The organism is Peribacillus sp. SRI_006 (assembly GCF_057586375.1).
On record NZ_JBYCZT010000021.1, the window covers coordinates 42,215 to 64,718 of the forward strand.

At 38.1% G+C, this 22,504-nt stretch carries 17 protein-coding genes and 4 pseudogenes; 15 read left to right on the top strand and 6 right to left on the bottom strand.

Annotated features, from left to right (window positions below):
- Positions 1-124: 124 nt before the first annotated feature.
- Positions 125-274: a hypothetical protein gene (locus tag AC2YHV_RS24490; protein ID WP_034306261.1), complete on the top strand. Its 150-nt coding sequence runs from the start codon at positions 125-127 to the stop codon at positions 272-274.
- Between the two features lie 797 nt (positions 275-1,071).
- Entirely contained in the window at positions 1,072-1,506 is a 435-nt protein-coding gene (locus tag AC2YHV_RS24495; RefSeq protein WP_225989259.1) for an SRPBCC family protein, read from the top strand.
- A gap of 703 nt (positions 1,507-2,209) precedes the next feature.
- On the opposite strand, the gene AC2YHV_RS24500 is transcribed toward AC2YHV_RS24495, so the two are convergent.
- Complete coding sequence (locus AC2YHV_RS24500) at positions 2,210-3,595, bottom strand: cytochrome P450 (RefSeq protein ID WP_487374365.1); 1,386 nt, start codon at positions 3,593-3,595, stop codon at positions 2,210-2,212.
- Positions 3,596-4,401: 806 nt separating this feature from the next.
- Here AC2YHV_RS24500 and AC2YHV_RS24505 point away from each other — a divergent pair.
- A pseudogene (locus tag AC2YHV_RS24505) lies at positions 4,402-4,500 on the top strand (NUDIX hydrolase); the annotation flags it as partial.
- 1,011 nt (positions 4,501-5,511) lie between these two features.
- A complete protein-coding gene (locus AC2YHV_RS24510; protein WP_487374366.1) occupies positions 5,512-5,934 on the top strand; it encodes a DUF3992 domain-containing protein in 423 nt (140 codons plus the stop codon).
- Positions 5,935-6,081: 147 nt separating this feature from the next.
- Here the strand turns inward: AC2YHV_RS24510 and AC2YHV_RS24515 are convergent, their stop codons facing one another.
- Positions 6,082-6,435: a hypothetical protein gene (locus tag AC2YHV_RS24515; RefSeq protein WP_487374367.1), complete on the bottom strand. Its 354-nt coding sequence runs from the start codon at positions 6,433-6,435 to the stop codon at positions 6,082-6,084.
- A gap of 483 nt (positions 6,436-6,918) precedes the next feature.
- A complete protein-coding gene (locus AC2YHV_RS24520) occupies positions 6,919-8,043 on the bottom strand; it encodes a cytochrome D1 domain-containing protein (protein ID WP_487374368.1) in 1,125 nt (374 codons plus the stop codon).
- A gap of 831 nt (positions 8,044-8,874) precedes the next feature.
- Between AC2YHV_RS24520 and AC2YHV_RS24525 the strand changes: the two genes are divergently transcribed.
- From AC2YHV_RS24525 to AC2YHV_RS24535, 3 genes and pseudogenes are all read left to right on the top strand, one after another.
- Positions 8,875-9,060 (top strand): hypothetical protein, encoded by a 186-nt coding sequence (locus AC2YHV_RS24525; protein ID WP_034306238.1) that lies wholly within the window; start codon positions 8,875-8,877, stop codon positions 9,058-9,060.
- Between the two features lie 709 nt (positions 9,061-9,769).
- A pseudogene (locus tag AC2YHV_RS24530) lies at positions 9,770-10,254 on the top strand (recombinase family protein); the annotation flags it as partial.
- Positions 10,255-11,113: 859 nt separating this feature from the next.
- Positions 11,114-11,771 (top strand): annotated as a pseudogene (locus AC2YHV_RS24535) (collagen-like protein); the annotation flags it as partial.
- Here the strand turns inward: AC2YHV_RS24535 and AC2YHV_RS24540 are convergent.
- Together AC2YHV_RS24540 and AC2YHV_RS24545 are read right to left on the bottom strand one after the other, a co-directional pair.
- Positions 11,734-12,053, bottom strand: a pseudogene (locus tag AC2YHV_RS24540) (hypothetical protein); the annotation flags it as partial. The pseudogenes AC2YHV_RS24535 and AC2YHV_RS24540 overlap by 38 nt on opposite strands.
- 215 nt (positions 12,054-12,268) lie before the next feature.
- Positions 12,269-12,919, bottom strand: a complete 651-nt coding sequence (locus AC2YHV_RS24545) for a TetR/AcrR family transcriptional regulator (protein ID WP_095394956.1) — start codon at positions 12,917-12,919, stop codon at positions 12,269-12,271.
- 266 nt (positions 12,920-13,185) lie between these two features.
- Here AC2YHV_RS24545 and AC2YHV_RS24550 point away from each other — a divergent pair, with 266 nt between their 5' ends.
- From AC2YHV_RS24550 to AC2YHV_RS24570, 5 genes are all read left to right on the top strand, one after another.
- Positions 13,186-14,037, top strand: coding sequence for an SDR family NAD(P)-dependent oxidoreductase (locus AC2YHV_RS24550; RefSeq protein WP_063574438.1), 852 nt, complete (start codon positions 13,186-13,188; stop codon positions 14,035-14,037).
- Positions 14,037-14,162 carry a hypothetical protein gene (locus AC2YHV_RS24555; RefSeq protein ID WP_262983613.1) on the top strand — a complete coding sequence of 42 codons (126 nt, stop codon included), beginning with the start codon at positions 14,037-14,039 and terminating at the stop codon, positions 14,160-14,162. Before AC2YHV_RS24550 ends, AC2YHV_RS24555 begins: the two co-directional genes overlap by 1 nt.
- Positions 14,163-14,558: 396 nt before the next feature.
- On the top strand, positions 14,559-15,473 hold the full coding sequence (locus tag AC2YHV_RS24560; protein ID WP_487374369.1) for a DoxX-like family protein: 915 nt from the start codon (positions 14,559-14,561) through the stop codon (positions 15,471-15,473).
- Positions 15,473-16,084 carry a DUF4166 domain-containing protein gene (locus AC2YHV_RS24565; protein WP_487374370.1) on the top strand — a complete coding sequence of 204 codons (612 nt, stop codon included), beginning with the start codon at positions 15,473-15,475 and terminating at the stop codon, positions 16,082-16,084. Before AC2YHV_RS24560 ends, AC2YHV_RS24565 begins: the two co-directional genes overlap by 1 nt.
- Entirely contained in the window at positions 16,053-17,606 is a 1,554-nt protein-coding gene (locus AC2YHV_RS24570) for a YndJ family protein (RefSeq protein ID WP_063574435.1), read from the top strand. Before AC2YHV_RS24565 ends, AC2YHV_RS24570 begins: the two co-directional genes overlap by 32 nt.
- 335 nt (positions 17,607-17,941) lie before the next feature.
- On the opposite strand, the gene AC2YHV_RS24575 is transcribed toward AC2YHV_RS24570, so the two are convergent.
- Positions 17,942-18,916: a LacI family DNA-binding transcriptional regulator gene (locus AC2YHV_RS24575; protein WP_063574434.1), complete on the bottom strand. Its 975-nt coding sequence runs from the start codon at positions 18,914-18,916 to the stop codon at positions 17,942-17,944.
- A gap of 430 nt (positions 18,917-19,346) precedes the next feature.
- Here AC2YHV_RS24575 and AC2YHV_RS24580 point away from each other — a divergent pair, with 430 nt between their 5' ends.
- From AC2YHV_RS24580 to AC2YHV_RS24590, 3 genes are read left to right on the top strand one after another with little or no spacing between them, the layout of a single operon-like run.
- Positions 19,347-20,645 carry an ABC transporter substrate-binding protein gene (locus AC2YHV_RS24580; RefSeq protein WP_057276089.1) on the top strand — a complete coding sequence of 433 codons (1,299 nt, stop codon included), beginning with the start codon at positions 19,347-19,349 and terminating at the stop codon, positions 20,643-20,645.
- Positions 20,646-20,656: 11 nt separating this feature from the next.
- Positions 20,657-21,601 (top strand): carbohydrate ABC transporter permease, encoded by a 945-nt coding sequence (locus AC2YHV_RS24585; RefSeq protein ID WP_034306219.1) that lies wholly within the window; start codon positions 20,657-20,659, stop codon positions 21,599-21,601.
- Positions 21,601-22,449 (top strand): carbohydrate ABC transporter permease, encoded by an 849-nt coding sequence (locus AC2YHV_RS24590; protein ID WP_034306216.1) that lies wholly within the window; start codon positions 21,601-21,603, stop codon positions 22,447-22,449. Before AC2YHV_RS24585 ends, AC2YHV_RS24590 begins: the two co-directional genes overlap by 1 nt.
- Positions 22,450-22,504: the final 55 nt, after the last annotated feature.

Here is a 22,504-nt window from a genome sequence, read left to right on the forward strand (position 1 = left end):
TTTTACTGATATATGCAAAGTTAGCGGTACACTAATAAAGTAATAAGGTTTACTTCAGTCAAATAAGGTATATTATATTGATTGAATAGATTCTCTTTAAAGACAAGAAAAGTAGGTGAACAAAGTGGGAAAATATCAATTGGATACCAAAGGTAAGGTAGCTGTGACAAAGTTTCATGAAAAACATATGCCTGCCAAATTTGATAAAAAGCAGCAACTTGAAAAAATCCGTGCGGAGTATTTGAAAAAAAAGCAAAAACAAACAGATAAATAATATGATTTAAAACATAGGAAGACTAAAATCTCCCTATGTTTTTTTTATTCGAAGTTCTTTTTTCAATGGATGACACAGTTTATTATTGTTCCATAAATTTCAGATTCGGTGACAAAAAACTCGTCATCAGATATCCATTCTTCACTGAAAATTCTATAGAGCAGCCGTTATTTTGGATACACCAGTAATCTCCAGCAGAAATTTTAAAAACATTTGGATACTCACTAGGCTTAGGATGCTTCTTAAATCTTTTTATTCTTATGGAATTTAGAAGTTAAGTTAGGTGGGGTTAATTGAGTGGACAAAGACTTTTTTTGGTCTATATTTACAACTATATTTGGCATTATCGCAACCTGGACTGGTTTGATTTATACGACTCGTTTTCGGTTTGATAATAGCAAGTTTTTTGAACACATCAAATATATAACGCCCTTACCACAAACAGTTAATTATTGCTTTCTTAAAGTTTTATTTATTTTCGGAGGATTAATGTGTGTTGTTTTGGGTCAATACGGAATTCTTTAAGGTATTCCTTATAGAACTTACGGGGCAGGATAGTTCAATAAGGAATACTGTTAAGTGACATTAAGGTCGGTTAAAAACGCTTGTCCTGTTATTCCATTAAAGGGCCGGATTTTGTAGGGTTGGAAAATTTTGATTCTACAAATAATTGGAGGATTAGAAGAAGGAAAGCTATGATAATTAGAGATGTAAGTTTATGCTTTTTTATGTAATAATTATTTTGTGGAAATGAAAGTTACAATTCATACATAGTGAAGGTGGGGATCATAGTGGCAATGGGAACGCATACTGTAGTAGTTCCAGTGGATGTACAAGCAGTTTGGGATTATGTCAGTGATCTCGAAAAATGGGCAACGACAGTACCAGCCTATAAAGAACATGAAATCATAAATGACAAGCAATCTATTTGGACATTTGAAGGTAGTGTGAAAGGTATTAAAAAAACAATACAAGCGCAGGTAGATATTACCGAATGGAATGAACCTTCAAACATTAAGTTTGAACTAAAAGGTTTATCAGATAATTTTACAGGAAGCGGTCACTTTACTGCAGAAGATGTTAATGGTAAAACAATAATGACTTGTACGGTGGAAATCCATGCAGGCGGATTATCCGGTGCGGTGTTAACACCAATTATTAAATGGGCTGTTCCAAAAGTAGCATCTCGTTTAACGGAATCTATCGCACGTAAAATTGCAGTATTCTCATAGTATTCAAAGATTGAAAGCCAATTTATTTTGGAGATACCTACTCTGAAGTATAGATGGTAACATTCTGAAGTAACCAATATAATGATGAGCTCTACTAGAAATTTTATAATTAGCGGAAATGGGGCTGTCCAAAAGGAGGGCCTCCTTTTTTCAATATTCCAGAATCGCTTTTCTTAATGAACCAACAGGTGCGTTAGTTGAATTACAGGGCGAAAACCGGCTTCTTAATATAAGGGAAGTTGTAAGAGGGTATGGTGATGTTGCTGCAATTTTTTCACAAATCAAGATAACCAATAATTCACAATAGTAAGCTTAATTTTGTTATATACATCATTTTTCAAGGGATGGTGCAAGGGACGGTAAGTAATAAAACCCAATAACAAAGATACGATAGGAATAATTATATACTGTGGCCCAAAAGTAAAGGATGCTAGACCTAATAATAGAGTTAGCATCCCATAAGGATTTTATCCTTTGACCTTTGATTCTGAAACAGAGAAAAATCCTTCCAAAGGGTTTTGGAGGGGTATTTGGCATGGCCAAAAATAGTATATGGAAATTTCAGAGAAAGATATTGACCTCCTATTAGCTGGTTTACTTTAAAAAATAGGGTTGATGCTGCAGTCTTTTTTATGGAACTAAAGGGGGGATCTACCTTAGGTGTAGTGTGACAATTTTGTTCATTAATACAACTTATATTCATTTAAATTTCAGAAGCTTCTGGTTGGAAACCTCCTATATTTCTATCTTCGACTACCATGCGCAATCCACGCTTCGGTCTGAGTGTAATAGACGGAAGTGGCTTTACTTCATGATGGTCAGGCGCCAGCCTTATCCGGTATCGTTGAGCAATGCATGCTAGGACAAGCACAGCTTCCATCACTGCAAAATGATTACCGATACAAACTCTCGGACCTCCGCCAAATGGAAAGTAAGCGAACGGAGGTAGGGTTTTCATAAAGTTGTTTTCAAATCGCTCAGGTTTAAAGGAATCTGGATTATCAAAATACTCAGGCTTGTGGTGCATCACATACTGACTCAACAGGATCATATCGCCTTTTTTAAAAAGATACCCTCCAATTACTACATCCTCCGCCACTTCCCGTTGTATGATATAGGCAGGCGGGTATATGCGCATTGATTCATAGATAACATTTTGTGTGAATGTTAATTTCATAAAATCGCCAGTTGTTAGATTACGGTTGCCGATTACGCTATCTATTTCATTGAAAAGTTTAGTTTCCACATCAGGGTGTTGGGAAAGCAAGTATAAGGTCCAGGAAAGCACATTTGCTGTTGTTTCGTGACCGGCAAGGAAAATTGTCATTAACTCATCACGTAACTGCTTGTCTGTCATAGCTAAGCCATCCTCATCATCTCGGGCATCCATTAGAATCCCAAGCATGTCCTCATGTCTCTCTGCCTCTGTTCTACGTTTTTCAATAAAGCTATAAATCACCTTATCAAGTCTCTGTTTCGCAATGTTATATTCACGGTTGTTTTTAGTTGGAACCCATAGTGGCATTTGAAGTGTTCGCATTCTTTTAACGGCAATTCTCATGAAGGCTTCTATAGGTTCCCCAAGCATGCCATATCCTTCTTTGAGGTTCATGCTGAACATGGTCTTGCTGATAATACCCAGTGCAAGGCTCATCATATCCTCCGTAATAATCCTTTCTTCTCTGTTTTTCCAAGTGGAAATATAGTCCATTGTTATATCAATCATATCCTGACCATAATTGCTAATATGAGACTTTTTGAAAGAGGGCTGAATAAGCCTTCTTTGGCGCATGTGATATTCTTTTTCACTTGTAAGAAGACCTTCTCCGAGTACTGGTTTTAAAGCAGAGAAGTCCTTTGATTTCAAGAAGGATTTTTGTTTTGTTACAAGTACCTGCTTAATTAAATCTGAATTTGAAATAAGGTAAACATTATGGAAAGGTCCAAAACGAATTTTAGCAACTTCTCCATATTCTTTTGCTAAACGGGTAAGAAAGCCAAGTGTATCTGAAATAAACTCCTTTGAATGGCCAGTAATTAATTTTCCTTTTGGGCCTGGAGAATGATTTGAAAAATTTGTGTCACTCATTGGTTTGTTTCCTCCATTTCGGTATAATTACTTGTATTCATTCTATGAGGAAAGTATTGATTGGTTTGGACAAGTTGTTAATAAGAAGGACTAACAAATACAATATTTTTTTAAAAAGATAGTTAATCAATTTGAATGAAATTATAAGTGTGTATAAAGGAATACTATTAATAAACGAAATCAAAGTGTTTATGAAATTGTAAAGGCACCCATCCCTGGTTGTCACAATCGATGGTGGTACTCTGTGGTAAATTGTTGAAAGTATTGCATGGTATTTGTAAAAAGAAAGTCCATTTTAATGAGCAGAATATGATGAAGGATCTCTACTGCCTCTCAGAGGCAGCGTAAGCATTTCTAACTATCGATTTATAACAAGAAGGATGACACGGTGAAGCCAGCAACTTTACTAAACTAAGACCAAGAGTCCCCGGGGCAGCTTAGCAGGCCTCTGCCTTATGAATAGACCGAACGAAGGAATGTAAGCGCAAATGACGCTAAGAGACATGGGAGGGTACGTCATCATAAGTTTCGCAGAGATCTATTGTGCATCACATAGTGGAGAAAATAGCTAATGATTTCCATTAGTTTTAGCGAAGCGTACGCTCATTTTAGTAATAAAAGCCAGAATTTCAATACTCTGTTTAATAGCAGAATAAAAAAATAATTTCACTAATACACCGAGTGGTGCAAACCGTTGATACATCAATGTTTATAGAGGGAGGATAGTTGCATAGGTTTGTTCAATAAAGCAGTGTATTGAAGCAAAGTGTTAAAATATTTATTAGAAAATTAAGAGGTGGTATGGTGTGAAGAGAGTAGATGTTGTATATGCGTTAATTTATGACGATATAACAGAAAAAGTATTAATGGTTAATAATCATCATTCAACTTGGTCACTACCAGGTACGAGGTCTTCTGGTACTTTAAAGTTGTCGCCGGCCAGGAGTGAAAATAAATGAAGTGGAGAATAGGTTGTATGTATAAATGGAGTGAGTGGACTGAGAAAATGATTGGGAAGGTAAAAGAATAGTGGTTTGGAGATAAAGGAAATGGAAAGTCGGAAAGAGTAAAAAAAATGCATATGATGTGAAAATTATAGATGCTGTTTGCTGATTTGTTTGTAGTGGTTGCTTAGTTTTGAAGAAAATAAGAATTCGGAGGATTCCGAAATGGGGACATCTAAAAAATATGGATTTTGTTTATGATGTTTTGAAGTATGTTCTTTTAAAATCCGTCGTTCATACTGTTTTATTTGGCTTTCTAAGGCGTTTTAACTTTTTTGAGTAACAAAGTAAGTGTGAATTGTTTGGACGCTAAACGGCACTTAAGGGAGGCTTAAAAAGTCTTAAGGCTTTGCTGGTTAAATAAGTCTTAACGGGCAGGTTGATTTACCGTTTCTAAATGTACCCATGCAAATAGTTCGGTCCATCTTTCCTGCAAGGTGACTGATTCTACACTCGCAGCGACCCCTGGATGATTCCTGGGTTTTTAGATACGGCCATTCTTGTAAAAGTTCACGAATAGCTTTCACTTCTTTTCCGGACAATGTTTCATGGGGGGGTATTACCATAATGATGAATAATTTATACAAATCTAGTTTACAGCACATTTTAGACTGACTTAACATAAGTCATATTATCAGCACAAACTAAGAACTTTCTTAAATAGGCGGTACAATGAATAGTACTTTACATAAAATACATTAGTTCAATAAAAGACGTAATTATTTTTGTTAATAATGGATAGAGTTTACTGTCACGATCGGTCCAAAGATAAAGTGGTCTAAACTTGTCCTTATTAAAATGAAGATAAATTATATAATTTTAACAGTAAATATTGAATTGATGGGATTAAAAAGGATCAATATTTTACCGTATTATGGGTATTAATACTACAAGAAAGGAAGAAAATCAGAGATGAATTACTCAGACTGGTTTACAAAAGCGCACCCATCTCTCATACCTCCCCAAGATTGCAAATCAATTTTCCCTCCAAAACCTCCCGTACCCAAACCCCAAACGTTCTTAACAACCGATGAAATTTGTGGGAATTTTAATATTCCATGTGGTTCCTCAAACTTTACCGTTTGGAATACTACCGAAGTCGCTCCATCAGGTACGGTAAGCGTATTTTATTCAGATGGATGCACAGCAAATCTCACTGTTTCTGTTACAGATTCGTCTGGTTTTACGGATATGTTTGAAGTTCCTCCTCAGTCTACTGTCTCTCGAACATACAGTGATCTGGTTATGGTTAGATTGACATGTCCAGTGGGAACCGGAAATAACAGGTGTACAGGGAAATGTTGTCTTACTATTCATTATCCAGTACAAGTCTAACAGAATAATAATGTTTACTGAAAATGTACCGTAGATACCGTTTTACCGTTAGTAAAATAATTGATAAAAATTTGACAGGGGCAACAAAAATATCCTAACTAAAAAAGGGATTGATCGCAATGGATTGATCCCTTTTTTCCTTATAAATTAAACCACTCTTCGGCTAGCATTAACGCAAACTTGACCAGTAACAGGAGATCCCGCCGTACCAGAAGCAGCAACCAACGTTCCTATGTCTGATACAAAAACAGTTTGACTATCTCCTGGAGCCACTCCTGTACCCGCCACTGAGGGGATAATCGGTACACCATCATTAAACAAAATGGCATTAGTACCAGGAGTGCTCATAAACAAGTTGGTCAGAGTAACATAACCAGATAATAATGGACCAGGATCATTATCAAATACCAAAACTCCACCCACTACGTCACCAGCAGATGTCGTAAAATTACCACATGTAGAAACAGTTACAAACTGAGGATCTGGACAACAACCACACATATAAATCATCCTTTCATTAACTAAATTTGAATTGTCTGAAGAACAGACAACCCTACCTTATTAGATGCCTTTTTATGCTAATTGGTCACGGTTATAGCTGAGTCTCTTGGTGAAAATCTCACACCTGCGGAAATCCATAATACTACCCGAGCCTTGCATGGAGGATAACCTTTATATATAGATAAGAGTGAATTTAATAAAAAAACAGGTGAAAAGGCTGTTATATCAGTATCTTGATAATAAGGTGGTTTAAGATCAATTTAATAGAATATTAGGGTTAAACTTATAATTAACTTATACGAATAAGAGTACTTTTTGTAACAGATAGTCCTGCAGTAGTAGAAAATGCAACCAATGTTCATATGTTTGGTACGAAAACCGTTAGGGCTTTTCCTATTCAAAAATTATAAGTTTTAAATTTCTCATCGAAGGTCTTTATAAAAAATATAAAAATCTTCAATAAATTAGTAATTATTAGTTAATTCAGCCACGGCAGATTGTCCCGATTCCTATCCCCAAAGGATTGGTTCCTACAGAAACAGTGCCGATTACTATATTTGTGGTTGCATCTACTACTGAAACTGTCCCGTCTCCAAAATTCGTAACATAAGCTTTTGTCCCATTTGGTGTGGCACCTACATCAGCAGGTGTAGATCCTACAGTCACGGTTGCAATTACTACATTCATCGCTGTATCTATCACTGAAATAGTACCGTCTGTACTATTTGTAGTGTACGCCCTTGTCCCATCTCGTGTAAGCGATATAGCTAAAGGGTTGGACCCAACAATCACTGGGGCTCCAATTATCATGTTTGTAGCTATATCTATCACTGAGACTGTGCCATCTCCCCAATTCGTAACATAGGCCCTTGTCCCATCCGGAGTAATAGCTACTCCTGAAGGGAAGGCTCCCACGATGATAGTATCAATTACCAGGTTCGTGGCCGTATTAATTACTGAAACTTCACCTGGATTACTTCCGAAATTCGGGACATATGCACGCGTTCCATTTGGCGTAATCCCCACATCGCTAGGTAAGAAACCAACAGTTACTGTTGCAATTACCATATTTGTAGCTGTATCTATTACCGAAACTGTGCCGTCTGCGCTATTTGCGACATACACACGTGTTCCATCTCGCGTAATAGTTGCTCCCTGGGGATTCGCACCAACCGTGACGGTTGCAATTATCATATTTGTGGCTGTATCTATTACCGAAACCGTTCCATCTCCTTCATTTGTGATATATACACGCGTCCCATTGGGTGTAATCACCGCATCCACAGGTCGAAGTCCTACAGTTACAGTTGAGATTACCATATTCGTGGCTGTATCTATCACTGAAACCGTTCCATCCCCATAATTCGTAACATAAGCTAGAATATTACACGTTGGGACAGGAGCTCGATGAGCAGCGTCAACGCAAACTCGACCAGTAACAGGAGTTCCAGCAACATCTTGAGTAACACTCAAAACTCTTATGTTTGCCACAAATTCTGTTAGACTATCTCCTGGTGCCACTGCTAGGATAATTGGTGTAGCATCATTGGACAAAGTGACAGCAGATTGGCTACTAAAATTGTTGGTCAGAGTAACATAACCAGACAATACTGGACCACCAGTATTATCAAATACCGTTTCTCCTGGAGCTTCACCAGGATCATTAAATGTACCACACGTAGAAAGAGATAAAAACTGAGGTTTTGGACAGCACATCTAACATATTCCTCCTTTCATTAACTAAAAACTGTGGTTATCCAGACGGACAACCCTTCTTTATTAAATTCCTTTTTATTTGAAATGGTCACGGCTAAAACATAATAAAACAAAAAGATCCAAACCATAGCTTCATTTTTTCAAATTTGCAATCATTGGAAACGATACCCCTAAAAAAGATAGGATATTGTGTATCCTTCCACATAATCACCCTCTTGGTAATCATGATAAAATCCGTCTTGATCAATTAGAGAATGAATCCTTTATTACACTCAAATCAGGTTATAACCACAACATAAAACGTATATTAAAATAGATTGGTGCAACATCTCTAAAGGAAATCTCTCCTGCTACCAAAAAGATTATTGAATATGTAAAAAAGCTGTTAGGGTCGAACTTGGTATAACTAATGATGTAGATTGTATTCATGTTCAGTTAAGAGAACCGCCCAGTAGCAATTTTGATATGTTAAGTGGATAATGTGAATGTTTATACTTAAACTAACGGTTGCGTTAGTTCACTAAAAGAAAAAAGGAGAGTACATATTATACATGGCTAATATGTACTTTCCTTTATTTATTAAGATTTTTTATAATTAGGTCTAGATAATTTTGAAAAACTAACAAACATTAAAGGACCGTCAATAGACCTGTTTTTTGTACGAAAGAAGGATAGCACCAAGTTTCGACGAATATATTAATATACTTTTTGGAGGTGTTGGATATGGGGATTTGTTGTGGAGAGTGTCACGTTGAATTAAAGAGTGATGATTATGTCACATTGGATGAATTTAGCACGCTGAGGCACACATATTGCGGTTATGATCTTATTGCCGAGCTGATCAAAGACATCGGGACTTATCGAAATATCAAAACAAAGTATTGGTTTTCCCGTGAGCGTACTAAATGAAAATCGGTAAAATCCTGGAGTTAATTATAACTGATACACCAGCGAATATTGGCCAAAAGGGCTGATGTTCATCTTTCAGAAAAATCACTAAGAAAAGCTTTGAATAAAGCTGGTTCAGCCTTTTTCGCCTGAATTTCTATACTCATCGATATGGATGTTGAACTTATGAAAGAACTAAAAATACAAGCAATCATTCATGATAGGACGGTTTATGAACTAGTTGAAGTGCCGTAAGTCACTATTTAGCTGAATTAAAGGGATAATGATGTGTCTTTGAAATAAAGTCACGATGTTTATAATAAAGTGCATCATTTTACCCCTTTAGATAATATCATCTAAAGGGGTATTTTTATGTCCAAGAGATAAAGTACATCTGAAATTTAAAAATGGTTCAAGGGGATTTTTGAGTGGTAATGGAGTTGTTCCGTTAAAGGGTGCGATACTTTAATAAGAATTACTTTTCTTATAGAAATAACGGGTGCGTTAGTCTAACAAGCGAACAAAAAAGTCGATTCCTTATCAAAACAGGAAATCGACTTTTTTTAGTTTAAATTTGCTTAAGAGTACAGAATTTCGAAATGTTAACGGTACCTCTAAAAGTGGGAATCTAAAAGTTATAATATATAGATTAACCTGGAGCGAAAACGCTTCAGGCTTTCTTTTTGTTGTTTTATCGTTTGTGTTCGTAAAAGTACACTTACATGAACAAGAATATGGTTACAATAAGATTTTTATGGAGAAACAGAGTGGTGCTAAATCTGATAGGGAGGAACTCGCTAAGGCTTTGGACTATTTAAGGGAAGGTGCAAGCTAGTTGTTTACAAAATGGATAGGTTAGCACGTTCCACCTTTGACCTACAAAAGATTGCTTAGGATTTAGAAGAACGTGGAATAGCTTTAGTATTCATCAAAGAACGGATTGATTTTAGTACACCATCAGAAAAGCTAATGTTTACTATGCTGGGGGCTATTGCTGAGTTTGAACGTGATTTAATCAAGATAGAACCACTGAGGGACGTGAAAGGACAAGGGCACAGGGTAAGCATATGGGACGAAAAGGACGTTAAGAAAGCGTTAAAGCTGTATGAGGAAAGAGAATCTAACGGTTTAAGCGTTAATGATATAGCTATAAATGACCGGATTCCACGATCCACTATTTACGCTAAAGCGAAAGAGATGATTAGCAATAGCTAATTGTCTTTTTTCTTATTGAACTCTCCCAGTATGATAGGTTTATTTCTCAAATGCTCAAAGGGGTAGGTTAATTTCAACAAGGGATTTAAAAACTGCACAAGCAGCTAGTCCAGTATGTTCATACACTTCAGGAAAACTATAAAGGAAGTGTTTGACATACTATGGCAATTTCCCCTTTTCAAAGGCTTGTGAGTAATGCAAGTGATGTATTTCTTGGTTCTGATAGGGATCAAGCTGCAATGAATGCAGCAAATAATACAGGCGATCATCCAGATTTTGTTGCCCGTCGTGTTAGCCCCCTGCCTGGCAATCTTTACAAAAATTTGAAAATGATACAATTGCACAACCTTTTTCCCCCTTTGGCTCGGTTCCCAATCCTGAGTATATTTGGGATCAGCCTATATCAGATGGTCAGACCGTATCTTTTGCTATTGCTTCTGAGCCGTTTATAGTCTCTGCCGGTTTAACTGCGTCATTTAGTGTTTCTTTAGGTGCGTTTGCTGACAATGCCATGGAAGCAAAAATTGAACTTTTTGAAGAAATTGGAGGTACGTTTGTAAAGGTGTCCCCTCAGCCTGAGGGGTTAGATGAATTTTTATTGATCGCAGGCGAACCCAATAATCCTGCCGTCGGATTAACAATCAATAATCCACCCTTTACCTTCCAAGATACTCGTGTGTATTCTACTCGCTTTACTACTCCGGATAATTTACCATCTGTCTCTAGAACGTTTAAAATCGTTGTTTCATTTGAGGTAACCAATTACCTGCAACAACCTATTTATTCTTCCAATCCATCCAGTTTGAACAATCCAGCAGCTTTACAATTTATGGTCGATATCTTCCTTGCGCCAGAACCCTGTATTGAACCTCCACCAATAGCCACTCAAATCGTTTATGTAAATAAAGCTGGTAATGATGCGACTGCTGACGGTTCTGAATGTAATCCATTCTTGAGTCACTGCTGCCATGGCATCTATTCTAGATGCTTCACCAACTAAACGGTATGCTATTTCTATTGGACCAGGTAACTACACAGAACCATTAATACATCTAAAGGCAAACGTACAATTGGTGGGAACAAGTACTTTATTAACCAGACTATCGATACCTTTCGATATTAATGATCCATCATGGTTTGAAACTGGATTTCAAAATGATAATCGATCGGGATTTGTGGATTTGTCTTTGTTAGCTGCACCACTTGATTTTAACTTTGTGACTGCTAGTAGTTTTAGTGGGAAGTTATTCTTTGTTAGTGTTAACTTAACTCCCTTACCAACTTTCACAGCTTTAACGACTTCGGTTAATCAAGTCAATATTCGAGACTCGTTGCTATCTTCTGGTTACACTCAAAATGGAATTAACATGATAATGTTTGCTTCATTCGTCACTGGTGGAAATATCATTATTAATTCACAAGCTACTACGGATACCCAAGTTAATTTAGTGGGTGGAGGGATAAATGGAAATATCATTATTAATGTTCAATCTGGGCATATTCCAGTTGACCCTCTCTTACACGTGCAGCTAATTGATCAAGAGCTTCTTGAACAGTAGTCGGTATTGGTGGGTCGTAATCCGCAGGAACAGCAGGTGTATAGGCTAGCCCAAAAGCATCATCAACTCTAATTAATGTTGTCCCGTTCCTACAAGAGTCACTCGAGACCGAATAGGTATAGAGTCTACTGTCGCTCTGACTCTTGTACTTACATTATTAACCCCATTAACGATTAACCTTCCTGAATTAGGGGAAGGACTGAAAATATTTTCCGTTATAGCAAAACTGGTTAAATTCACTTTAGGAGGTTAAGAAGTAAACAATCCCCTAATCAATTAAATAGTATAAGGGCATGTTTTGATTAATCTTTTTCAAAACATGCCCTTTCTATTTATTCATTTATCTAGGTTGCTTGTAATAAAAAAATACCCTCGTGTCGTTTTGAAATAAAGTTGCGACGTGTTAAAAAATAAAGAAAAGACACCTTAAGGTGCTCTTTCCCCCTCTAGAAGCCTCAACTCGAAAATAACGAACCGACAACCAAAGACAACGTTTGCTCGTAAACGGCATGTGCGGACTGCACATCACCAAAATGTCCGCACATGTAAAGATGGATAACACCGTGGAGCGACGCCCAGAAGATACGGACGACGGTTTCCGTGTCATACGGACCGGTAATCAGTCCCTGCTCTTGCGCATTACCAATTACCGTCAACAATTGCCGCATGGCTGTTACGGTGCCGTGTATGCTCTCCTCGTCTGGTTTGAAATCCGCGAAGGCTCCTCCGAACATCAGCTTGTAATAACCGGAGTATCGCTGTCCGAATTGCCAGAAGGTTTCGCCTAAATTAAACAGCTGCTGCATCGGATCGTCAGCGCGCGGCGTTCTCTCGAATTCATTGGCGAGAAGCTTGCAGCCATCGAGATAAAGCTGCTGAGCCAGTCCATCTTTATTGACAAACAGGTTGTATATGATTTTGGTTGAGCAATTCATCTTCTGCGCAACTTTACGCACCGTCACAGCTTCAGGACCCTCATCGTACAAAATCGTTGCCGCAGCATCGACGACGAGCTTTCGAAGATTTTCAATATTTTTCAAGCGAGCCTCCTGATACGTTTCCAACTTTTTCGTATTTGCATCGAAGGAATTATTTTGGTCTGTCATCGCTATCACCCTCAATTAATACATTTTTAATAAGAAACAATGTTTCCAGCTCTTAACAGGAATTTTAATATAATTGTCGGAGCGTTGTCAATGTTGCAAGGGATGCCAAAAACCAACGATTCAAAAAACGATGTTGACTTTCTTAAAAAGCTTAGTTACAATGATTTCAATTAGAAACAGTGTTACCGGAAGGTATCATAATTCTTAAGAGAGTCAAAAGTAACACTGTTTCCTAATTGTAAAAAAGTGGATAGGGGAGTTGCACAATGAACATAAAAGGAAATTGGGCGCTTGTCACGGGAGCTTCATCCGGCATCGGAGAGCAATTCGCCCGACAATTGGCCAAAGAGGGTGGCGACCTTGTACTCGTAGCCCGATCGAAAAACAAGCTGGAGAACCTGGCATCGGAGCTTAGAAAGAAATACGGCGTCAAGGTCGAGGTGATTCCTACCGATCTTGGCAAAGAGGGCGCGCCAGGCGAGTTATATCGGCAATGTCAACTTCTGAATTTAGAGATCGAATTGCTGGTCAACAACGCCGGCTTTGCCACGCACGGTTTGTTTGAACAAGTGTCAGGCGTGCGCCAGCATGAGGAAGTCATGCTTAATGTTGCCGCTGTTGTAGATATGACGCACTTGTTCTTGCCGGATATGTTGTGTAGAAACTCCGGGGCCGTTATCAATGTCGCATCGACCGCCGGATTTCAGCCCCTTCCCTATATGGCCGTATACGGAGCAACGAAAGCCTTCGTCTTGTCGTTTACCCAAGCCTTGTGGTGGGAAAACCGCAACAGTGGCGTCCAATTTTTCACGCTTTGTCCCGGAGCGACGGACACCGGCTTCTTCAACGTCGTAGGCGCGGAAGAAGCCGCCGTCGGTAAGAAAGACACACCGGAGCGGGTAGTGGAAGTTGCGCTTCGGGCATTGAAGGACGGGAAACTGTATGTCGTTCCGGGTACACAGAATTATATAGGTACGCAGATCGGACGATTCATGACGAGGAAACAGGGACTTCGTCTCGTTGGCGGCATGCTTCGTCCACGCGACGGCTCCGCCAACAATAAGAAGTCGGCCGGTCCGTCCGATCTTGCAGGATGGATGATCGAGGAGGTGCACTGATGGCTAAATCGGCAAATATTTCAGCTAATGCTTCTGTCCATCAACCCATCCGGGAAAGTCATGGAAAGCTGGCACATTCAATTCGAGAAGGCAGAATAAACTTTAGATACACTGAAATTGATTAAAATATTTTATAAAAATTGAACTGGAATATTCTGAATAGTAATCTATTTTGATCAATCTTTTTTCAAAATAGATTCTTTTTATTTATCGTAAAATGTGGGTTTGCGAGATATCTTTGATTAAACTTTATTTAAAAGCTACACCTCGAAAGAGGGTGGAGTTTGATTGAATTACTAGTAGGATAAAGAGGTGGAAGTACATCGAGTAACCAATTGTACGAACGGGGCAGGATAGTTAGAGAGTGCTGTTTAACCTCTGTTCAACAATTGGGTCAGAAAATTGAGCAATAAAATAAGTTATTAGATTGTCTTTCAAACTCTATCACTCTTACAGCGATTTCATAAATTCTAACATTGTGTAATGAAACTTATGTTACTTTATTAATAGAGGTGACATTTATGAAAAACAAACCGATCTATGTGGAAATTCCAATTCAGGCAACTATAGACGAAGTATGGCGTATGACTCAAAAGCCTGAACTACATGAACAATGGGATTTGCGTTTTTCTTCTATTACCTATTTACCGAAAAAATCAGAAGATGATCCGCAATCCTTTTTATATGAAACGAAATTGGGATGTTGGGTAAAAGTCGCTGGCTGGGGTAAAAGTATCGGTACGCATAATAAGAAGGATGGTTCAAAGACATCTTCTCTTCACTTTGGTACCGATCAAAAAATTTCGCCAATTTGTGAAGGAAAAGGATATTGGCAGTATATTCCAACAGATAACGGAACCACATTTCTCACCCAATATGACTATGATGTACGTTATGGTTTATTTGGACGGCTTTTAGACATCTTTTTTCGGCCAATCATGGGGTGGGCAACAGCTCTAAGCTTTGATGTGCTAAAACGCTGGATCGAAAAGGGGGAATCGCCACGATCACAGTATGTACGTTTCATTATTAACACTATAGTAACAATGCTCTTTTTCTTTGTTTGGCTTTATCATGGGCTAATACCAAAGATGATTGCCAAACATCCTGAGGAAGTATCGATGCTATCTAGTTTAACTTCCTTGGAGGGGGCTGCTGCTGTAAAGGGTGTAGGGATAATAGGCGTTCTCGAGATTTTATTTGCAGTGGTATGGCTTCTTTATCGTAAGAAAAGACATTTACTTGTTCTGCAGATGATTGCTTTTCCAGTATTGACCATTAGTGCCTTGATCGCTAGTCCTTCATTCTCATTACACCCGTTTAACCCTATTACATTTAATGCTAGTCTGTGGGTTCTTTCCATTATTAGCTTCTTACTCGCAACTGATTTGCCATCGGCAACAAGTTGCAAGCGTACGAGAAAGGGTGAATCATAATGACAATCTACCAAGACCTCTTAGGTAAGGATTTTCAAAGACTTCATCCTAAGCTGCAAGAGCGTTATGCCCTACCAATTGATAAACCGTTTAATGGGGTCGGAACGATGTCAAAGATTGAAACGGGGGCTTTCTGGCTAAAACCCTTTTTTAAATTAGCAACACGCTGGAAATTTCTTTTTCCCGAAAACGGGAAGGGTGTACCGTTTTCGATCAAAAATACCTGTAGATCATTGCCGACTGGTGAGGCAGAAATATATTGGGAGCGTAATTTTTATTTTGAAGAGATTACTCGGCATTTTAATGCGTTTATGACGGTTGATACAAAGCGTAGAGTTGTGAAGGATTATTTAGGGGAGCCGAGCTTATTTTATTCGGATTTAAAATTTGCGGTGACACCTGAAGGGCGCATAAACATTCGCTCTGGGCCTCAACGTATCGTTATAGGTAACCTAGAGTTTCCAATTCTTCGGTTATTAGAAGGAGTTGTGAACGTTGAGGAAGGGTACGATGATGCACGAGAAGTATTTACGATTCAAGTCGATATACGAAACCGAATCGTAGGAAGGTTGATGGCTTATGAAGGCGAATTTAAGGAGCAGACTGTTTAGTTCAATCACCATTGCAGGTGTGTTCTTTTTCATAGCAAGCAGCATTTTGACATCTGAACCCTATTTGTTAATGCTGACAGCTGCACAGTTGATTTTCGTGCCACTTATGCTTCAGCTACTATTAGAAACAAAGAGGAAACATATTATTTTCAATTGGATTGCTATGCTCTCCATCTTTTTATTGCAAGTTATCCCATCAAGTACAGGACAGATGGTACTCGCTTTCATTTATATGATTTTAACCTTTTTTGTGGCATGTCATGGGCTAAAACGGTTTTTTCAGCGTGGTTTTACAAACTGGGCAGAAATTTCGATTGATATCGGGATGATGTATTTATTTGTAGGCGGACTATGGTTCTTTGCTTATATTGCGGGAATTGATACAGGTTTTAGTCCACTAATCACTTGGTTAACAGCTATTCATTTTCATTACTCTGCCTTCTTATTGCCCATATCTCTTGGGTTTTTTGGACGCTTACACGATTCAACATGGTATCGATTAATTGTGCCAATTATTTTATCGGGTCCCATACTCGTCGCCATTGGCATTTCATTTTCGCCGTTACTGGAATTCATCTCTGTGTTGCTTTACATATTTGCCATTTACACCTTAATCGTACTTGCATACCGAACACGCTTCCTTTCACACTTACAGACGATATTAATACGGCTATCATTCAGTGCACTAGGCATCACAATCTTATTTTCATTGCTTTATGCGACAAATAATTCGTTTGGACTTTGGTTTGTTAGTATTGATTTTATGCTGAAATTTCATGGCTTATTTAACTGTTTAATTTTTGGCATGTTAGGCGTACTCGGTTGGGTGCTTGTCCCTCCTAAAACGAAGCAGGATGTCTGGAATTTCCCAGTGAGCCGAATTCGAGGTGCGTTAAAAGGAGCAGGCAAGCAACACCCAGGACTAGTGGATGAACTAAGTGATTTTGTTGATATCAAAACTTTACCAAAAACAATCGTCCATTTTTATGAGAACACAGATCAGTATCGGTTATTTGCTTCTGTAAAATGGGCAACTTGGTTTATACCGTTTGCGGTGTGCTATAAATTGATAAGTACAAAACTACAGCAGTTGAACCTGCCCATCTCAAGTAAACGTACTGAAATGACATATAAAATACGTGCTGTTGATCAAACGCTAGATGGGAGGGAAAATCCACGCGCATGGATTCGCCAGGTGAAGGAGAATACCGTATTTGTGGCCATTTATTCTCAGCATAAAACGGAGGGCAGGACGTATATGAATATAGCACTTCCTCTTCCTTATTCGTCAATGATTGGTATTTTACAGCTTGACGCTATCGATGGCTCTCTTATTCTTTCGAGCGAGGGAGAAAGTGACTCTGGTATTTATTTAGCAGCTGGCAAAGCGCTTTTCAAGCTTCCATTATCCGAGCACTTTTTAATTAATGAAACAATTGCGGGAATACTCACAGCCCATCACAAAATGCGAATCTTTGGCATGCCTTTCTTACATATTGATTACACCATAAATCAAAAATGATGGTGTTTAATGCTTATTTGGGGGATTTAAAGACCTGAAATTCAATAATTGGAGGATAATAGTTTTTCTAATTATTTATACAATCTGATACGACTTATTCCATTATAGGGAGCGATTCTTTAATAGGGATAGCCCCTTGAGACCTAAGGGGTTTTACATATATTTTTTAAAAGTACACATTTTCAGACAAAGTACGTGAACTGACTCCCCAATTAAAACAGTTTATTTTATATACCCATCTATTTAGAGCGAATCTACAATAATTTTCTATTCGTCTTTGCATTTGCACAAAATCGGTTTTGACACCTCAAAACCCATCATATAAATACAATAAATTAAGTCGTTCCACCTTCTAAAAGTTTAACAGGCAGATATGTCTCTAACGGAAAATTGTTAAATTCACCTTCAATTTGTTTTAATAAAATATCAATTGCTGACTTGGCAATTAAATCAATTGGTTGTTGTATGGTTGTCAATTCTGGCAGTAAAACTTGAACTGCTTCTGTTCCATCATAACCGACAACTTTTAATTGCGTTGGTATCTCTTTTCCGCGTTTTTTAGATTCAGCTATAACAGATGCCGCGATTAAATCATCACTTGCAAAGATCCCATCTACTTCTGGATGTTCATCAAAAAGCTTAGAGATTACTTCTTTATGACTTTGAAGAGGTGAAACTTCATATGTAATTGGAAGTCTACCCTGTTCCTTCATAACATCCTCATATGCTTTTCTTCTTAAGTTTGCTGGTGTTTGCAGCTCAATTGGTCCATTTATATGAACGATATACTGACAGCCTTTCAATATTAATAATTCTGTAGCTTCTTTCCCTCCGCTATAATTGTCAGAGCCAACAACAGGGATATTTTTCGATAAGTAGTGGTCAATTGCCACGACAGAAAGATTCTGCTTCTCATAATTTAGTATACCTCGGTTATATGTCACAACGACTACTCCATCTACTTGATTACGTATGAGCATCTCTAAATATTTTTCTTCTTTATCTATGCGGTTTAAGCTGTTACAAAGTAACAATTTATAGCCTAATGAAGCACAGATACTTTCAATATGAAAGGTAAGTTCACCGTAAAATGGGTTACTTGAGTTTGGGATAATTAGTCCTATTAAATTAGTTCGTTTATTAAATAAAGAACGGGCTAAATCGTTTGGAAAATAATTAATCTCTTCCATCGCTTTATAAACTTTTTCTTTTGTTTTTTCACTTATGTAACCGCGGTTATTTAATACACGGGAAACTGTTGTTGATGAAACACCTGCTATTTTTGCCACATCGTGAATGCTAGGCTTCATTTCATGTCCTCCTACCTCATTAAGAAACATCCATTATTATTTAAAATGAAGTTTTCATGTTTTTGTCCATTGACTGGAAACTGAGACTTTTTGAGTTGGTTCACAGAGTTATTAAACTTTGGCATCAATATTTTATAAAGAGCGAAGGTTATAAAAATGAAAATCCATAATTAACTGTTTAATAGCATATCATAAACTGTCACCTACTAGGAAAACCCTATAATAAAATAATTTCAGATTAGTCTGATCACGCACCTATTTTAGAGAAAAGCACTAATAGGTGCAAGAGTTAGAGACTTACATGAATTTAATGTCTGACTTTTCAAAAAAATGACTGTCAACCGGTTGACATATGTAACCGGTTGACATAAACTACTGTTGAAAGCGCTTTTATAAGTTTTTTAAAAGATATGAGGAGGGAGTGAAAGGTATGAAGAAATGGCTACTTGTAAGTATATCTTTATTACTGATGTTTGCTGCGGTGGGCTGCAGCAAAAGCGAAAGCGTAAATAGTGATGGTAAAAAGACGATTACGATGTGGGTGCACATATCTGATGAAAATGAAGAAGGAAAAGTGTATAAAAAACGGGTAGAAGCCTTCAATAAGAATTATGCTCCTGACAATATCAAAGCTAAAATTGAATTTATTCCACGTAGCGGAAATGGCGGTGGTTATGAAGACAAAGTAAACGCGGCCCTTACAACCAGCACGTTGCCGGATGTTATTACTTTGGATGGTCCCAATACAGCTGCTTACGCGAAATCTGGTGTCATTGCACCATTGGATGAGTATGTAAAAGATCAAGAGGATTTGCTGCCAAGTATTAAGCAACAAGGAACTTATAAAGACAAGCTGTATGCAATTGGTGTTAGTGAATCATCTGTTGGGATTTACTACAATAAAAGGATGTTACAAGAAGCGGGCGTCGATTTGAATACGCTGCCAACAGTTGATAATCCATGGACATGGGACCAATTCCTTGCTCTTTGTAAAACGTTGAAAGATAAATACGACAAACCAGCTATTGATATGCAATTACAGTCTAAAGACGAAATGTTGACGTATGCGCTAACTCCGTTTGTCTGGTCAGCTGATGGGGATATCATCTCGAAGGATGGAAAGAAGGCAGAAGGTGTCTTCAATAAAAAACCTACTGTTGAAGCGTTGACATTTATTCAAACTATGTTGAAAGAAGGTTATACGACACGAACACCAGTCAAACAAGCGTTTGAAACGGAAAAATATCCAATGAAGTTTAGTGGAGTGTGGACTGTAACTGATATGAAAACAAACTACCAAAAGGTAGATTATGGCGTTATCCCATATCCTGTATCACCAAAAACAAAGAAACTAGTATCTCCTTCAGGTAGTTGGCAATTTGCGATGACACAAACGTCCGAAAATAAAGAATGGGCTGCAAAATTAGTCGATTGGATGACAAACAAAGATTCGAATGTGGAACTGAGCCGTACGATTGCAGCACTGCCAGTCCGATACTCTTCTGAAAAAGTGATGGCAAAAGAGTTCTCAGATCAAATGAATGTCTTCTTGAAACAATTGAAAGAAACAGGACACGCACGACCCGTTACACCGGCTTATCCGCAAGTAACGCGTGCTTTCCAACAAACAATCGATGACATCAGCTTCTATGATCAGAATAAAGATATCCAAAAAGTATTGGATACACATGCGAAAGAAATGCAATCAGCTATCGATAAGGCCAATTAGAAGGAGGAGCCATGAGTAAAATTGGATGGAAAGAAAATAGGAGTGTCTATACATTTCTGAGACCAGAGGAAAGAACCAAGAATAAAACTCGGTGGAAAGAAAATGTAGTAGCATATACGTTTTTGGGACCGGCGTTGTTACTTTTATCGATGTTCCTTGTAATTCCGTCTATTATGTCAGTCTATTATTCGTTTACGGATTACTATTTATTGACACCAGATATGCGTAAATTTGTCGGATTGGACAATTTCATCAATCTATTCCAAGACCCAATTTTTCTGAAAAGCTTGGTGAACACACTGGAATTTGTCGTGTGGGTGATTCCGTTACAGATAGGGGCAGCTCTTGGGCTTGCCCTCCTGTTAAATAAACAACGTAAAGCAAACACGTTTTTTAAAGTAGCTTACTTTAGTCCAGTTGTCATGTCACTTGTCGTTATCTCTGTTCTATGGTTGTATTTGTTGAATCCAAATGAAGGGATTATTAATAACGTACTCACATACTTCGGCATTTCAGCGCAACCGTTTTTGACAAGTCCCAAGCAGGCGATATTTACAATTGTCGTGGTTTCAGCTTGGCAAGGAGCTGGCTTTCAGATGCTGATTTTTCTAGCAGGACTGCAGAATATCCCCGGTGATGTTTATGAGGCGGCACAGTTAGACGGAATAAATAAATGGCAACGTTTCATGTACATTACGTTACCTTTGTTGAAACCAACTTCAATTTTTATATTTATTACCACATTAATTGGCGCATTCAAGCTGTTGGTTCAACCAATGGTTATGACGCAAGGCGGACCAGTGAATTCCACCATGACGGTTGTCTATTATATTTATCAAACTGGTTTTACGGACCGTATGGTTGGTTATGCCAGTTCAATTGCTCTCTTGTTTGGGACGATTATCGGATTGGTTACGATTACACAGCGTAAACTGGTGAAGGAGGATGAAGATTGATGAGACGGAAATTCGGGCCTCTAACAATTTTAGAATACATATGCCTGGTTTTGCTCGCGGTGCTATTTATTTTTCCGCTGTTTTGGATGGTCGCATCCTCGATGAAACCAGAAGCGGAAATTTATAACGATATGAGTAACATTAAGGCTTTTCTGCCATCATTTCATCCATCAGACTGGTTTGTATCCTATAAGCAAGTTCTGTTACGGTTCCATTTACTAGGTTATATAGGCAACAGTTTGTTTTATGGTTTGTGTGTAGCAGTTGGTTCCATAATTATCAATGGGATGGCGGGCTATGCATTTGCTAAACTTAATTTTAGTGGAAAAAAAGTGCTGTTTGGACTTTTATTGGCTATTTTGATCGTGCCATTTGAAACCATCTTAATCTCTCAATTTACCATTATTCATAGCATTGGATTAGTGGATACACGTCTTGCGGTTATTTTGCCAGCGTTGGCAGGGGCATTCAATATCTATTTGTTCCGTAACTTTTTTATGGCTATTCCAAAAGAGATTATTGAATCGGCTAAATTGGATGGGGCAAATACATGGCAAGTGTTCTGGCGGATCATGCTGCCGATGTCCAAACCGGCCGTTGCCACTGTTGGGACATTGGCTTTTATCGGAAGTTGGAATGACTACATCTGGCCTCTGATGGTCTTGACAGACAAGTCGAAATTTCCGATCCAAGTAGCGATTACAGCAATTAATAGTACAGATCCGGTTTATACTAACCAAGTCATGGCTGTTCTGACGATATCCACCGTTCCATTGATTATTATCTATATTGTGGCTCAACGTTATATTTTAGAGGGGATTGGTGGTTCAGGTACAGGCATTAAATAGAGAGTGTATCATCATTAACAACCATGTATGGACTTAAATTCACATTTCTGATTCT

Coding starts and splice junctions, on each gene's coding strand:
- AC2YHV_RS24510 (WP_487374366.1), top strand. CDS start 5,512: ATGAATTACTCAGACTGGTTTACAAAAGCGCACCCATCTCTCATACCT.
- AC2YHV_RS24550 (WP_063574438.1), top strand. CDS start 13,186: ATGAACATAAAAGGAAATTGGGCGCTTGTCACGGGAGCTTCATCCGGC.
- AC2YHV_RS24570 (WP_063574435.1), top strand. CDS start 16,053: ATGAAGGCGAATTTAAGGAGCAGACTGTTTAGTTCAATCACCATTGCA.
- AC2YHV_RS24495 (WP_225989259.1), top strand. CDS start 1,072: ATGGGAACGCATACTGTAGTAGTTCCAGTGGATGTACAAGCAGTTTGG.
- AC2YHV_RS24545 (WP_095394956.1), bottom strand. CDS start 12,919: ATGACAGACCAAAATAATTCCTTCGATGCAAATACGAAAAAGTTGGAA.
- AC2YHV_RS24555 (WP_262983613.1), top strand. CDS start 14,037: ATGGCTAAATCGGCAAATATTTCAGCTAATGCTTCTGTCCATCAACCC.
- AC2YHV_RS24590 (WP_034306216.1), top strand. CDS start 21,601: ATGAGACGGAAATTCGGGCCTCTAACAATTTTAGAATACATATGCCTG.
- AC2YHV_RS24565 (WP_487374370.1), top strand. CDS start 15,473: ATGACAATCTACCAAGACCTCTTAGGTAAGGATTTTCAAAGACTTCAT.
- AC2YHV_RS24575 (WP_063574434.1), bottom strand. CDS start 18,916: ATGAAGCCTAGCATTCACGATGTGGCAAAAATAGCAGGTGTTTCATCA.
- AC2YHV_RS24525 (WP_034306238.1), top strand. CDS start 8,875: ATGGGGATTTGTTGTGGAGAGTGTCACGTTGAATTAAAGAGTGATGAT.
- AC2YHV_RS24580 (WP_057276089.1), top strand. CDS start 19,347: ATGAAGAAATGGCTACTTGTAAGTATATCTTTATTACTGATGTTTGCT.
- AC2YHV_RS24515 (WP_487374367.1), bottom strand. CDS start 6,435: ATGTGTGGTTGTTGTCCAGATCCTCAGTTTGTAACTGTTTCTACATGT.
- AC2YHV_RS24585 (WP_034306219.1), top strand. CDS start 20,657: ATGAGTAAAATTGGATGGAAAGAAAATAGGAGTGTCTATACATTTCTG.
- AC2YHV_RS24560 (WP_487374369.1), top strand. CDS start 14,559: ATGAAAAACAAACCGATCTATGTGGAAATTCCAATTCAGGCAACTATA.
- AC2YHV_RS24500 (WP_487374365.1), bottom strand. CDS start 3,595: ATGAGTGACACAAATTTTTCAAATCATTCTCCAGGCCCAAAAGGAAAA.